The sequence below is a fragment of the Succinimonas amylolytica DSM 2873 genome (assembly GCF_000378405.1).
Classification (GTDB): domain Bacteria; phylum Pseudomonadota; class Gammaproteobacteria; order Enterobacterales; family Succinivibrionaceae; genus Succinimonas; species Succinimonas amylolytica.
This window is the reverse complement of the sequence record NZ_KB899636.1, coordinates 284,392-298,846: the sequence shown is the minus strand read 5'-3', so window position 1 is coordinate 298,846 and position 14,455 is coordinate 284,392. Positions and strand designations below refer to the sequence as shown.

The 14,455-nt window shown below is 44.0% G+C and carries 8 protein-coding genes, 2 tRNA genes, 1 rRNA gene, 1 pseudogene and 2 other annotated features; of the genes and pseudogenes, 10 read left to right on the top strand and 2 right to left on the bottom strand.

All coding sequences use genetic code 11. The features are described 5' to 3' along the window. Positions 1-1,119, top strand: a 1,119-nt coding sequence (locus F557_RS0101380) for a transposase (protein WP_019000478.1), incomplete at its 5' end; no start/stop codon positions are given. A gap of 210 nt (positions 1,120-1,329) precedes the next feature. Here F557_RS0101380 and F557_RS0101375 read toward each other — a convergent pair. Beyond that, positions 1,330-1,893 (bottom strand): superinfection exclusion B family protein, encoded by a 564-nt coding sequence (locus tag F557_RS0101375; protein WP_019000477.1) that lies wholly within the window; start codon positions 1,891-1,893, stop codon positions 1,330-1,332. A 358-nt stretch (positions 1,894-2,251) separates the two neighbouring features. Here F557_RS0101375 and F557_RS0101370 point away from each other — a divergent pair, with 358 nt between their 5' ends. The 3 genes from F557_RS0101370 (at position 2,252) to rraB (ending at position 3,800) form a co-directional block, all read left to right on the top strand. Then, entirely contained in the window at positions 2,252-2,590 is a 339-nt protein-coding gene (locus F557_RS0101370; RefSeq protein WP_019000476.1) for a P-II family nitrogen regulator, read from the top strand. Between the two features lie 114 nt (positions 2,591-2,704). Then, positions 2,705-3,301: a transglycosylase SLT domain-containing protein gene (locus tag F557_RS0101365; protein ID WP_245539376.1), complete on the top strand. Its 597-nt coding sequence runs from the start codon at positions 2,705-2,707 to the stop codon at positions 3,299-3,301. A gap of 40 nt (positions 3,302-3,341) precedes the next feature. Beyond that, the gene (gene rraB / locus F557_RS0101360) at positions 3,342-3,800 is read left to right on the top strand and encodes a ribonuclease E inhibitor RraB (protein WP_019000474.1); all 459 of its coding nucleotides are present in this window, start codon (positions 3,342-3,344) and stop codon (positions 3,798-3,800) included. A 488-nt stretch (positions 3,801-4,288) separates the two neighbouring features. On the opposite strand, the pseudogene gmhB reads toward rraB, so the two are convergent. Continuing rightward, positions 4,289-4,837: pseudogene (gene gmhB / locus F557_RS23200) on the bottom strand (D-glycero-beta-D-manno-heptose 1,7-bisphosphate 7-phosphatase); the annotation flags it as partial. Between the two features lie 130 nt (positions 4,838-4,967). Between gmhB and F557_RS0101350 the strand changes: the two are divergent. The 6 genes from F557_RS0101350 (at position 4,968) to F557_RS0101325 (ending at position 11,893) form a co-directional block, all read left to right on the top strand. Further along, the gene (locus F557_RS0101350; protein WP_169335148.1) at positions 4,968-7,391 is read left to right on the top strand and encodes a GNAT family N-acetyltransferase; all 2,424 of its coding nucleotides are present in this window, start codon (positions 4,968-4,970) and stop codon (positions 7,389-7,391) included. A gap of 6 nt (positions 7,392-7,397) precedes the next feature. Then, a complete protein-coding gene (locus F557_RS0101345; protein ID WP_019000471.1) occupies positions 7,398-8,138 on the top strand; it encodes a response regulator in 741 nt (246 codons plus the stop codon). 334 nt (positions 8,139-8,472) lie between these two features. Then, on the top strand, positions 8,473-9,741 hold the full coding sequence (locus F557_RS20855) for a sensor histidine kinase (protein WP_169335147.1): 1,269 nt from the start codon (positions 8,473-8,475) through the stop codon (positions 9,739-9,741). A gap of 337 nt (positions 9,742-10,078) precedes the next feature. Then, a 16S ribosomal RNA gene (locus F557_RS0101335) occupies positions 10,079-11,617 on the top strand. 96 nt (positions 11,618-11,713) lie between these two features. Continuing rightward, positions 11,714-11,790, top strand: a tRNA-Ile gene (locus F557_RS0101330). 27 nt (positions 11,791-11,817) lie between these two features. After that, positions 11,818-11,893 (top strand) — tRNA-Ala (locus F557_RS0101325). Positions 11,894-12,164: 271 nt separating this feature from the next. Further along, positions 12,165-14,132: a sequence feature (23S ribosomal RNA rRNA prediction is too short), on the top strand. Between the two features lie 58 nt (positions 14,133-14,190). Continuing rightward, positions 14,191-14,360, top strand: a sequence feature (23S ribosomal RNA rRNA prediction is too short). Positions 14,361-14,455 lie beyond the last annotated feature (95 nt).

Sequence of the window (14,455 nt, the reverse complement as noted above, 5' to 3'; positions counted from 1 at the left end):
CTAAAGGAATATTATGATAACAGCTTCCTTTCTGAACTGTACCCTAATATATCTCTTTCAAAGAATATTGTTTCCGAGTTTTTTAAAAATCTTGGTAAATTCTGCAACACTATTAAAAAATTCATGCAAAAAAGAGCCGGGGAAGTTGGATTAGAGCATCACTTACTAATCGATGGAACATTGAAATCCAATGAATCAAAAATTAATTCATTATCAGAATATTCACGTAAAGCCAAAATTAAAGGAGCAAGAGATATTTCTGTACTGTATGCATTTGATTTTGACAGAATGGAACCGGTATGTTCAAAATGTTACCCGGGAAATATGCTCGATGTTACGAGTTATAAGGACTTCATTGTTGAAAACGGTATAAAAAAAGGAATAATAGTTGCCGATAAGGGATTTCCATCTTCGGCTGTTCAGGAGCAGTTTGATGAGAATAAGGATTTACATTATCTAAATCCTGTTAAGCGAAATTCAAAATTTATTAAAACTCACAACCTTCTGGACTTTAATCAGATTCTTTCTGGTTTTGAGGGTATTACTTATCGTAAAGAAAAATGTTCCGGAATAAATAAATGGCTCTATTCGTTTAGAGATTCTTATGAAGCCGCACTTGAAGAAAAATCATGGATTGAACGGGCTCGAAAAAATGACTCAATGAATGAGGAAGAATTTAAAAAGTGCAAAGATAAGTTTGGCACTATTATCCTTGAATGCGACCTGGATATTCCTCCTGAGCTGGTTTACAAAATCTATAAAGAAAGGTGGCAAATCGAAATTGTAATGAGATTCTATAAAAATGCGTGTCTGTTTGATGAAACCAGAGTGCATGATGATTACTCAATCATAGGAAGTGAATTCTGCAATTTCCTGTCAACTGTTCTATCATTTAAATTGATTAACAAATTTGATAAGGCTGAATTACTGAACACTTTTACCTATAAAAAAATCATGTCAATTTTAAAAAGAGCTAAGCAAGCCAGAATTAACTCGGGTGATTGGCAACTTATAAATATGAATCCGTCTCAGGTTAAGGTACTTCAAAAGTTGTCTCTTTTACCACAAGATGAAGTACCAACTAAAAGATCTCCTGGCAGACCAAAAAAGAATGTATAGTATTACGATTTGGGAAAGTTCTAATCGAGTTTGCGAGAAATTGCCATACTGTAGGTTCGCCATGTTTATGGAGAATAGTTTCTGTATTTTGCTCAAACTTGCTGATTGTCCCTGCTTTTAGGAAGATCCATCTTTTTGTCACTGTCAATTTTTTGTCGCTAAATAAAAACCCGCAATCGCGGGTTTCTGTTGTATACATTCAAATCTCCCTTAATATCCCGGACGGGCGAATCTCGGTCTGGCATCCATTAGTTGACTAATTTGATCCTCGCTCATCTTGTTTTTGGTAAGTCCTACAGCTTTATAGGTTATGAAGGGACGGGCTTCCAGAGCAATCATCATCGGTGCCTTGCCTGCAGTGATATTTGCCTCCTTAGGGATAGTAAGTATTCCAGCTGTCAGAAGCTGATTGACACAAGGCTCGTTAACTGGAAGTGTAAGTACACTTTTTCTTTGCAGGATAAATTCCCTCAGCAAGGCTTTTTCCGAAAAATCCAGACAGGTTACACTTCTGAAAAGTTGTTCGTGTCTGATTTTGGCATTGAATCTTCTGCTGACAATTCCGATGATTTCCAAAATCCCTCGGCTGATAAAGAATGAGAGAGACAGGATAAATGCCAGCCATATTATAGAGTGTACTTCACTGATGTATCCGGCCAGACTTAAATTGATGGATTCGAATGGTATGACCAGAAGACATGCCGAAAGAACCAAAACCCAGAGCATAATGCCGTTAAGTCTGTTCATGATGCGGTTTTCAGATGCCTGATTCATATTGTCCTCCCTCGGTGACGTTTTATTTTTTTGCTTTTGTTGTACTGCATTTTGTGTGCCAGATGTATGATTGCAGCTTTTCATAATAGTTTAATGTGTACTTGTTTTGAAGCTGTTGATTGTTGCAAAATCCACATTTGCTGATTTTTGTTACTAGAATTTAGTGGTAATAATTTGGAAAAATGTGGAAGTTTTTGAATGTGTTACGTAATATTTGGTTAAAATTCACACTTTTTGCTCCTGTACTCAAACAATTACACAAAGTTTGGCTAGTAATATTCACAATTCCTCTTTTCGCAAGTATAATACTTCAGGAGCTTGAATGTTCCCTTCCCCTCTGTTTGTTTAGGTTACTGATATGAAAAAAATTACTGCAATTATTAAACCCTTTAAGCTTGACGACGTGCGTGAATCCCTGAGTGCTAAAGGTATTTCTGGCATGACTGTTTCCGAGGTTAAGGGGTTTGGGCGTCAGAAAGGACATACCGAGCTTTATCGTGGTGCTGAATACGTAGTTGATTTTCTGCCCAAGGCAAAGCTTGAGATCGTTGTAAAAGATGAGGATGTTGACAGCTGTGTTGATGCCATCACTAAGGGGGCGCATACTGGTAAAATTGGTGACGGCAAGATTTTTATCACTGATGTTTCCAGGGTTATCCGTATCCGTACAGGTGAAGAAAACGAAGACGCCATTTAGTTTTTGCTTTTCGGCTCCTTTTTTGTTATTTTTCTAAGTACTGTCTTTTAAACCTCTGTGTTTGATATCAGACACAGAGGTTTTTGTTTTCACAATGCTGTCGGAATGGGTTTCATGAAGCGTCATTTTTTAAGAAGATTTCTTTATGTGTCGTTTTTTTTGACAACCATGATTTTGTTTTTACCTGCTTGTAGCAGTGCTGTTCCTTCCCGTCCCAAGGATTTATGTGCTATTTTCACTGAAAACAGTGACTGGTATGATGATGCCCGGGATATTTTTTCTAAACGAAAAGTTCCTATTAACATAGTGATGGCTTTTATTTATCATGAATCCGGTTATCGGCACGATGCAAAGCCTCCGATGCGCTGGTTTTTGTTTATTCCCTATGGGAGAGGCAGTTCTGCCTACGGATACCCTCAGGCTCAGGATGAGGTTTGGAATGATTATACGGAATCTGATGGCGGATTCTGGAGTTCTAGGTCTAATTTTAAGGACTCCCTTGATTTCATAAGCTGGTACATTTTGAGAACCAAAGATAAAAACGGTGTTCCGGTAACCGATGTCTATAATCAATATCTAAATTACCATGAGGGTTGGCAGGGCTATAAGAAGGGAACCTGGAAAAAAAACAGTTCGCTTAAAAAACTGGCCAGTAACGTTTCCCGGACTGCAAAAAATTATGGGAATCAGCTTAGGAACTGCGACATCTGATTTTTGTTTATTCTGATAAATCATATGGAGGAAGACTGTTATGTCAAATAAAGTTGTTGTTTCAGATGAGGCCGATGATGAGATTCCTCTTTCAGAAATTAAGGATGTGTCGGCCTACAATAATCTTGATGAAATCAGACTGGAAAGCGAGACTATAATCAATGGTATTCTTCAGGATGATTATCCTGCAGATACCGTTATTGAAGTTCAGCATTATTTTTCTAGTAGTGATTTTGACAGACTTGAGAAATTTATCGTAGAAATTGACGGTATGTTCGGTGCGGAAATAGACATCGGAGAACCTGATGAATGTGAGGATTTTGACGGGGCAACAATTTTTACAGTCGATTTTGTCAGCTGGCATAAAGTTGACGTTCAGGAAGTAATGAAGGAAATTGAGATGTTCATACCTTTATGCAATCAGTACAGCATAATTTACGATTCCTGGGGGACTCAGGTGGATGAGTACAATGCTGATGATGTAGGTGACGAGTCATGAGACACCTGAGAAACGGCGATTTCCCTTGCTTTTCTCCTGTGGAATAACCGGAAAAGAAAAGCTATTTCCGGTAAAAAGGTCGCAATTCTGCCTTAGTCGTCTTTTTTCTTTTTAAGTGGAGAAAATCCTGCAGAGGTTCCCTCGTACCGGCGGCCTTTTACGTTCTTTTGTTTTTTGAAGTGTTTGTATCCAGATTTGCTTTTTCGTTTTTCTTGGGAGGTGGCTTCCGGAAAGTGCCAATCTTCGTCAACATCCATGAATATCTTGCTGTTCGGAGCCTGAGATATTTCTTCAAATTCCTCTTCTGTAAGAATTGACTTCTTTTCGATATCATCCGTTGTTTTTCGAGAGGCTGATGGTGATGATATCATGCCCTTTGCCAGTTTGTTTTGAATCGAAGTTTTGTTTTGTTCACTGCCGTTTGCAACCTGTTCAGAATTTCCTGGTTGGCGTGGCTTCAGCTTTTTTGGCCGGTCACATTCCGGAAGTACCGGCAGGCTTTTGGCAAAATCTAGTAAGTTGTCGAAGACACCCGAGGCCATCTGGATTCCAGTTTCTTCCAGAGGGTATCCTGTTCGAACCAGATAATTGTGTTTTATGCCGGCATTTATTCCCGATTCGATATCGCTGGTACGATCCCCCACCATGTAGCATTTCGCAAGATCTAGGCTGCGATAATCTCTGGCTTCGTAGAACATGCCTGGAGCGGGTTTGCGGCAGTCGCATTTACAGCGGTATTTTCCAACGCCTTCTGTAGGATGGTGCGGGCAGTAATATATTCCGTCTAGCCGGATACCTTCCAGCTGCAGAGACCAGTCCATCCATTCGGTCAGTTTAAAAAAATCTTCTTCAGAGTAAAGCCCCCTGGCGATCCCTGACTGGTTTGTTACTATTATGAGAGCGTACCCTTTATCTTTAATCATTTTCATTGCTGGAATAACGTTTTCGATGAATTTAAAGTCATCAATGGTATGAACATAATCAAATTCCTGGTTGATGACACCGTCTCGATCCAAAAAAACTGCCGCTGCTCCCATAACCTTTTCCTAACCTTTAAGAGTGTTTTTTGCTTATCATGATATGAATTATATTTATCTGCCGGTTTTATTTAAAGTAATGATTTTGCGGAAAGGGCATGAATTTAACTATGATTTAGGGGATGAAAGCATGATCAGTTTCCATGAACGAAGTCTGGCGTTTGTGTTTCTGAAGCGTCAGCTAAAGCCAGAAGAGGTAAATCTGTTTATCAGTCTTGGAATATTTACAGGTCCTGTTTTTGTTCCGTCGCGAATCTATTCACTGATTCGCGGGGATGTTCATCTGGGGAGAAGAGGAGCCTCCGTATCGTGGGGGGTTTACTCCTTTTCCCGAATTGAACAGCTTCAGGGGTCTTCTCTTAGTACTGCCGTTATAGTATTTGATATTCTGAATTTTGACTGTCTTTTGAGACTTTCCGGAATGTTAACAACCACCGGCAAAATTATGATACTGACGCCGGCTGTTGGAGATTGTTATGAGACATATCTTCGCAGAATAGCCTTGCAGCAGGGGGTTAATATTCTGGATTTTGATCCGGATGGTTTTTTCGAAAATAGCAGTCTTGTTTCCTTTGCTGCGAATTATTTTAGTGGATGTGGACGCACTGAAAGCGACTCAGAAGAAAGTGACGCTTTGAGTGGTTACTATGCTGATGGTTATCCGGATAATGGTGTTTACCAAGAGAAATTTTTGCCAAACGCTTCTCGGAATGAATATGGGTGCGATAAACTATCCGAAAGACAGAGGTTGTTTCTAGAGATTGTCATAAGGGACTATTTTCCACGAGAAGACTTCAGACTTCTCCTTACCGGTCCCCGAGGTTCCGGGAAAACTTTTGCTGTCAAACAACTGCTGAAAATGGTGTTTCAGAATGAGTTTTGTGGGGCGGAATCAGAAATACCAGGAATTCTGTTCGGAGTAAGCGGGATTCTGAATAAATGTTACGGGATACCCGGAATTATTTCCGTTACCAGAGAAAATTATCATGAACTCTCCAATATTGTTACTTTCCTTGTCATAGAAGAAGCTCTTTCTCTACCTACGGAAATTCTTAGAGAAATCCTGGATAATTATCACCGGGTGTTAATGGTAAGCACTGATGACGGATATGAAGGGAGCGGTCAGGGGTTTCGTCACATAACCATGCGAGAATTGTCCGTAGATGTTATTGAGTTTACGGAAAGATTCCGGCACTGCTATGACCGGGTTTCTGAATTTTTTCGGAAAATTTTGTGTTTGCCTGATTTTATAGCTATAGGAAACGGTGAAGCTTTCGATGATTCATGGCCTACTTATACCTCCGAGGAGATACGCAGAGAGTTTTGTCTGTTAGAGATACAGGAACTGAGACGAGATGGCATGTTGTTCGTCTTATGCAGAATGTCTTCACTTTTAAGGTCGCATTTCACTATTAATGCCGTTTCTGAGATTATTCATCGCTATCACTACGAGTCATCACCTCAAGATTTGGTAAGATGGCTGCGAGATCCTAAGGTCCAGGTTCTTATGTCTTTCGATGTGGGTGATGCCGAAATGAAGATTTGCAGTCTTCTGATATTCAGAAAGGAGGGCCGGCTTTCAGAGGATCTGGTACGGGATATTTATAACGGGGAGCGGCTTCCTCCTGGAAATCTGCTGCCCCAGACATTGCTTTCCCATGCCGGTATTTCCTGTGCCGGCTATTTTGGCTATTTTCGTATTGAACGGATTATAACGATTCCGGAGTATAGACGCAGAAAGCATGCCAGCAGCCTTTTGTCATGTCTTACCGAGCGAACAGGAATTCAGGAACTTGACGATGCTGAGATTATAGGAACGTCATTTGCTTTTAAGCCGGATACTTATTCTTTCTGGAGGGCAAATGGATTTGCTATGGTTTACGCCGGTATTTCGCCTGATACTGCCAGTGGACTGGTTTCAGCGGTATGTCTCAAAGGGACCGATAAATTATCATCTTCCGTTGTCAGAAAAATGAGAGAAAAATTTTTTTCTGACCTCCCTCTGCGAGAGATCCGTTTTCCGCTTCCGGATTTTTGGCATGAATTATATGAGTCCGATACTCCGCAGTGCTGCGGGGCTGATGATTTGGGTAAGTATGATATCCAGAGTACGCTTAGAGGGAAATGGGGAGTTTTTTATTCACAGACTGTTGTGGATAAAATTGTTGAATTCCTTATGAATGAGCGATGTATCGCAGCAGACAATCTGTATCAGGCTCTTCTTAGCCTTTGGGGAAGATTTATCGGTGTACATACTCCAGGTTTTACGCCGGATCAGATTGAGGCGATTAATATTTCGCCTGATATTGAGTTGGTTACCTCATGCGCCAGAAATCATCATAGCATCGGGCATGCTCTGCCGGATATCATGAGATTTATTCTTTTAAAAAGGGACTATCTGTTGGAAAATACCACTACAGAGGATTTAAAATCATTGCTGATGTATCTTCTGGCCACTCCGGATGCCGATATGACAGCGGTTTTTGGTTCTGCGGGCGGGCGCAAACCATTTTTCAGACGTGTCAGACAATTACTGACGGAACTTTTGGGATAACAAAATATGACAGATTTTACACACGTTCCCCAGATTGCGGTGGTGGACGATCATCAGGATATAAGGGATCTGGTGAAAAGATTTCTTGAGCAGCACGGTATTAAAGCGATGACAGCAAGAGACGGGAAGGAGCTTGATACTTTGCTGGTCAGCTGCAAACCGGATCTCATAGTTTTGGACATCATGTTGCCAGGAGAAGACGGGGTGTCAATCTGTAAACGGCTCAGAAGCAGCGGGAACAAAATTCCGGTTATTATGCTTACCGCCATGTCAGAGGATACGGATCGTATAGTTGGTCTTGAAATTGGTGCAGACGATTATATGACAAAGCCTTTTAACCCCAGAGAGCTCCTGGCCAGAATTAAGGCGGTGTTAAGAAGAACGTCGGGGTCCTCCAGTGATGAATCGTCGTCAAAGAATTTGAAATTCTACAAGTTTATGAATCTCAGACTAGATGTTCAAAAGAGGGAGCTTACAGAAACAAATGGTACTCTTATTGCTCTTTCGACAGCGGAATACGACTTGTTGCTGACATTCTTGATGCATCCGTCAGAAACTCTTTCCCGGGATCAGCTTTTGGATCTGGCACGTGGGCGTACAGCTCAGGTTTTTGACAGATCCATTGACACTTTGGTCAGCAGACTGCGTAAAAAGCTTCGAGAAACGACAGACAGTCAGGATGTTATTAAAACCGTATGGGGCGGCGGGTATTGTTTCACAGCAGAAGTAGAACATGAATTTGCTTAAATTCCTGCCGGGAACTATCAAGGGACGGCTTCTTGTGAGTTCTACGGCTACATTATTTCTTATTCAGATCATCATTATCTGTGTTTTCTTTTGGGATATGCATGAGCGTTGGACTGAAACCGGGCTGAAATTTTCGGCAATCAAGATTATTAACACAGTTCGAATCCTTAATAATACACCTCCTGAACTCAGAAAAAGTCTGATACGGGGACAAACAGGCAGAAGTTCATTTTTTCTGCTAACAGATAAACCTTTGGAGACATCCATAAGAAACAGGAGTCTTGAATCCAAAATAGAAAGCTCCCTTAATCTTGCATCCGGTGCTGTAAATTTGATGACAGATGATGCGCCGGAGTACTATGTGGATGATTTTCCGATCCCTAATGATGGTGAAATCTTTGTTGATGACAAAAGCTCCAGGTCTAATTGGCTAAAACGGGTGACAAACCTGTTTTATTCGGAGAAGATGGGTGAAGCAGCAGATGTTCTGGCCGAAAGTTCTGAAATTTCAGATGAGGGGCGTTTGGTTGCATCTGGAGCTTCCAAAAGTCGGAAGTCATCATTTGTACGGTATGAAGATTATGATTCATTGATGACAATGGATGAAATGACGGGGAAATTTATGATACCGGCCTCGTATCTGGAATCACATGTTCCGTCATCTCACGGTACGGTACTACTGAATGACGGAAAATATCTGGCGTTTGTTTATTTCAGACCGGATGTGATAATTCCAACCGTTACTCCGCGGGTTTTCTATACTATCGTCTTTGCTTCTCTGTTTGGGGCTTTTCTTTTATTCTTTTTGGTTCGGGGATTTACCCAGCCCTTGCATACTCTTACAACTCAGGTTAACCGGTTAAGTCATGATTATGAGTCAAAGCCGCTTCCGGTATCCGGACCTGAGGAAATTAAAGATCTTTTGGAGTCTTTTAATCGAATGCAGGAACGAATTACTACATTCATTCAGGATCGGACAAGAATTCTGGCGGCAATTTCTCATGACCTTAAAACCCCCCTTACCAGTATTGTTCTAAGAGCTGAAATGCTACCTGACAGTGAGGATAAAAATAAACTGATTGATACAGTCAGCAATATGTCGAAAATGGTCAGGGCGACGTTAGATTTTGCAAGAAGCGAAGAAAACAGAGAGGAGTGCCGGGAGCTTCGACTGTCATCGCTGGTGGAAAGTATAGTTTCTGATTATCAGGACAATGGTCATGATGTGGTATTTTTGGAAGAGGGAGAATTTAAAAAGGCGAATACCTTTTTGTGCCGCCCCACGGAAATTCACCGGATACTTCAGAATCTTATTGACAACAGTCTGAGCTATGGGACCAGTGTTACTGTAAGACTGGTTGAAAACACAGATGCTATAAAGCTCAGTGTTGAAGATAACGGCCCTGGAATACCAGAAGATCAGCAGGAAAATGTGTTTAAGCCGTTTATGCGGCTGGATAAGGCCAGATCCACTGATGATGCTCACGTAGGATTAGGACTATCCATAGTAAGAAATCTTGTCCTGAAGCAAGGCGGAATTATAGAGATTGGGAATGTAGCCCCGCACGGGTTACGAATTGCGATAACATATCCGCTTAATTGATATCGCGGTTTTTATAAACTGATTCATTGTTTTGGTATGGTACTGTGGTTAAGTAGTGATTGCAGGTATGAAAAAATGAAAACTGGTCATTAATTGACCTTTTATCAAAAAAATTTGAATATTTTTGATAAAAGTGTTGACAGAAAAATAAAAAACTATAAAATTCCGCTCACTTGCTCAGCACGAGCAGAAAGTTCTTTAACAAACAGTTTAGACAATCTGTGTGGGCACTCGGCAGGAATTATCGGAAGGCTAAAAAAGAAGTCTCGATAATAGGAACTGCAGAGTGAACAACAAAACAGTTAAATTCATTATTGAGCAAAAGAAACAAACTTTTGAATTGAAGAGTTTGATCATGGCTCAGATTGAACGCTGGCGGCAGGCTTAATACATGCAAGTCGAACGGTAGCAGCAGGAAAGCTTGCTTTTCTGGCTGACGAGTGGCGGACGGGTGAGTAATACCTGGGAAACTGCCTATAAGAGGGGGATAACACCTGGAAACGGGTGCTAATACCGCATAAACCCTGAGGGGAAAAGGATGGGAAACCATGCGCTTATAGATGTGCCCAGGAGGGATTAGCTAGTTGGGGAGGTAAAGGCTCACCAAGGCGACGATCTCTAGCTGGTCTGAGAGGATGATCAGCCACATTGGGACTGAGACACGGCCCAAACTCCTACGGGAGGCAGCAGTAGGGAATATTGCACAATGGGGGAAACCCTGATGCAGCCATGCCGCGTGTGTGAAGAAGGCCTTCGGGTTGTAAAGCACTTTCAGCGGGGAGGAAGCTGAAGTTCGAACAGGGCAGAAAGCAGACGTTACCCGCAGAAGAAGCGCCGGCTAACTCCGTGCCAGCAGCCGCGGTAATACGGAGGGCGCAAGCGTTAATCGGAATAACTGGGCGTAAAGCGCACGCAGGCGGTTATGCAAGTCAGATGTGAAATCCCAGCGCTTAACGTTGGGCGGTCATTTGAAACTGCAAGACTAGAGTACTATAAGGGGAGCTGGAATTCCAGGTGTAGCGGTGAAATGCGTAGATATCTGGAAGAACACCGGTGGCGAAGGCGAGCTTCTGGATAGTAACTGACGCTCAGGTGCGAAAGCGTGGGGAGCAAACAGGATTAGATACCCTGGTAGTCCACGCTGTAAACGATGTCAATTAGGAGTCTAGTCCGAAGAGGCTGGGTTCCGCAGCTAACGCTTTAAATTGACCGCCTGGGGAGTACGGCCGCAAGGTTAAAACTCAAATGAATTGACGGGGGCCCGCACAAGCGGTGGAGCATGTGGTTTAATTCGATGCAACGCGAAGAACCTTACCTGAACTTGACATATACGATGATCTGTCTGAGAGGATGGAGTACCCGCAAGGGAATCGTAAACAGGTGCTGCATGGCTGTCGTCAGCTCGTGTCGTGAGATGTTGGGTTAAGTCCCGCAACGAGCGCAACCCTTGTTCTTTGTTGCCAGCGCGTAAAGGCGGGAACTCAAAGAAGACTGCCGGTGATAAACCGGAGGAAGGCAGGGATGACGTCAAGTCATCATGGCCCTTACGTTCAGGGCTACACACGTGCTACAATGGTTTGTACAGAGGGAAGCGAAGTCGCGAGACGGGGCAGATCTCAGAAAGCAAATCGTAGTCCGGATTGGAGTCTGCAATTCGACTCCATGAAGTCGGAATCGCTAGTAATCGCGAATCAGAATGTCGCGGTGAATACGTTCCCGGGCCTTGTACACACCGCCCGTCACACCATGGGAGTGAATTGCACCAGAAGTAGTTAGCGTAACCGCAAGGGGCGCGATTACCACGGTGTGGTTTATGACTGGGGTGAAGTCGTAACAAGGTAACCATAGGGGAACCTGTGGTTGGATCACCTCCTTAACAGGAAAAGCGTCTGATAAATTGTTGCTGAATGTTCACACAGATTGTTTAAACGGGGTTAGAGAAGCATCAGGTTCCGGTCGGAAAACCTTGAGTGGGTCTGTAGCTCAGCTGGTTAGAGCGCACCCCTGATAAGGGTGAGGTCGATGGTCCGAGTCCATTCAGACCCACCACGCAAGGAGAGACGGCGGAAGGGAATTGGGGGTATAGCTCAGCTGGGAGAGCACCTGCTTTGCACGCAGGGGGTCAACGGTTCAATCCCGTTTACCTCCACCAGGGGACCTGAAGAGAGAAACCAGAGTAATTGCGGTTCAAGAGAGCTGAAATTACTGCGGTTTTTCACGACTGCAAGTTCTTTAAAAATTTAATCAAGCTGAAAATCAAAAAGAGTTCAAACAAGCAAGTGTCTTGGAACTTTTTGGCGTAAACAAATGTTACGAAACTGAGCTGAAAGAAGTTCAGGATCTTTGTTTAAGAATACGGCGAAGGGAAGAAAGGAAGGGGAACCCCTGGCAGACTTTCCGGGGTTGTATGGTTAAGTGAAGAAGCGTGCATGGTGGATGCCTTGGCAATAAGAGGCGATGAAGGACGTACTAACCTGCGAAAAGCCGCGGTAAGCTGGTAAGAAGCGTAAAAGCCGCGGATGTCCGAATGGGGCAACCCGACACAGAAGTGTCATTCCGAAAGGAAAGCGAACCGGGAGAAGTGAAACATCTCAGTACCCCGAGGAAAAGAAATCAACCGAGATTCTCCAAGTAGTGGCGAACGAACGGGGAAGAGCCCAAAATCTCTGCATGTGCAAGCCGAAATGTCTGGGAAGGCATACGAAAGAGGGTGACAGTCCCGTAGGCGGAAGCGGGTGCAGGGTGAAAAACGAGTATGGCGGGACACGTGGTATCCTGTCAGAAGATGGGGGGACCATCCTCCAAGGCTAAATACTACTTATTGACCGATAGTGAACAAGTACCGTGAGGGAAAGGCGAAAAGAACCCCTGTGAGGGGAGTGAAAAGAATCTGAAACCGTGCACGTACAAGCAGTGGGAGCCCGAAAGGGTGACTGCGTACCTTTTGTATAATGGGTCAGCGAGTTGCTTTCAGTGGCGAGGTTAACCGAATAGGGGAGCCGAAGGGAAACCGAGTATTAACTGTGCGCTGAGTCGCTGGGAGCAGACCCGAAACCTGATGATCTAACCGTGGGCAGGATGAAGGTAAGGTAACACTTACTGGAGGTCCCGACCCACTAGTGTTGCAAAACTAGGGGATGACCTGCGGTTAGGGGTGAAAGGCCAATCAAATCAGGTGATATCTGGTTCTCCCCGAAAGCTATTTAGGTAGCGCCTCAATGGATAATTGCCGGGGGTAGAGCACTGTTTCAGAAAGGGGCCCAGCCAATGGGTTTCCGATTTGATGCAAACTCCGAATACCGGCAAGGAAGAAATTGGGAGACAGACGGCGGGTGCTAACGTTCGTCGTCGAGAGGAAAACAATCCAGACCGCCAGCTAAGGTCCCGAAGTCAATGTTAAGTGGGAAACGAAGTGGGAAGGCATAGACAGCTAGGATGTTGGCTTAGAAGCAGCCATCATTAAAAGAAAGCGTAATAGCTCACTAGTCGAGTCGGCCTGCGCGGAAGATGTAACGGGGCTAAACATTGCACCGAAGCTGCGGAATCGCAGAAATGCGGATTGGTAGGGGAGCGTTCTGTAAGGTGAAGAAGGCATACTGGAAGGAGTGCTGGAGCTATCAGAAGTGCGAATGCTGACGTGAGTAACGATAATGCGGGTGAAAAACCCGCACGCCGGGAGACCAAGGGTTCCTGTCCAACGTTAATCGGGGCAGGGTGAGTCGGTACCTAATGATAAGCTGAAAAGCGAGGCAGATGGAAAATCGGTTAATATTCCGATACTGGCATTAGCTGCGAAGGAGGGACGGAGAAGGCTAGGTGCGCCTGCTGTTGGATGCAGGTGAAAGGATGTAGTTCCGGCGCGTACGAATAAAGGCGAGCTGAAGGATGAGATCTGAGAGGATTGCACTACGGTGCGAGAAGGCATTGATGCCAGGCTTCCAGGAAAAGCTTCTAAGCTACAGGCTAATGCGAGCCGTACCCGAAACCGACACAGGTGGTCGAGTAGAGAATACCAAGGCGCTTGAGAGAACTCGGGTGAAGGAACTAGGCAAAATAGTACCGTAACTTAGGGAGAAGGTATGCTGACGAAAGTGAAGGACTGCGCGTCCGGAGCAAGAGTCAGTCGCAGCGAAGAGGTGGCTGGGACTGTTTAACAAAAACACAGCACACTGCGAACACGGAAGTGGAAGTATAGTGTGTGACACCTGCCCGGTGCTGGAAGGTTAAATGATGATGTCATCGCAAGAGAAGCATCTGATTGAAGCCCCAGTAAACGGCGGCCGTAACTATAACGGTCCTAAGGTAGCGAAATTCCTTGTCGGGCAAGTTCCGACCTGCACGAATGGTGTAACCATGGCCACGCTGTCTCCACCCGAGACTCAGTGAAATCGAAGTTGCTGTGAAGATGCAGTGTACCCGCGGCTAGACGGAAAGACCCCGTGAACCTTTACTATAGCTTGACACTGAACATTGAGTACATTTGTGTAGGATAGATGGGAGACAGAGAAACCTGTACGCCAGTATGGGCGGAGTCGACGTTGAAATACCATTCTGATGTGCTTGGTGTTCTAACTTCGGAAGGAGGACAGTGTCTGGTGGGTAGTTTGACTGGGGCGGTCTCCTCCCAAAGGGTAACGGAGGAGCACGAAGGTTGGCTAATCACGGTCGGACATCGTGAGGATAGTGCAATGGCAGAAGCCAGCTTAACTGCGAG

Coding starts and splice junctions, on each gene's coding strand:
- F557_RS0101375 (WP_019000477.1), bottom strand. CDS start 1,893: ATGAATCAGGCATCTGAAAACCGCATCATGAACAGACTTAACGGCATT.
- F557_RS0101370 (WP_019000476.1), top strand. CDS start 2,252: ATGAAAAAAATTACTGCAATTATTAAACCCTTTAAGCTTGACGACGTG.
- F557_RS0101365 (WP_245539376.1), top strand. CDS start 2,705: ATGAAGCGTCATTTTTTAAGAAGATTTCTTTATGTGTCGTTTTTTTTG.
- rraB (WP_019000474.1), top strand. CDS start 3,342: ATGTCAAATAAAGTTGTTGTTTCAGATGAGGCCGATGATGAGATTCCT.
- F557_RS0101350 (WP_169335148.1), top strand. CDS start 4,968: ATGATCAGTTTCCATGAACGAAGTCTGGCGTTTGTGTTTCTGAAGCGT.
- F557_RS0101345 (WP_019000471.1), top strand. CDS start 7,398: ATGACAGATTTTACACACGTTCCCCAGATTGCGGTGGTGGACGATCAT.
- F557_RS20855 (WP_169335147.1), top strand. CDS start 8,473: ATGACAGATGATGCGCCGGAGTACTATGTGGATGATTTTCCGATCCCT.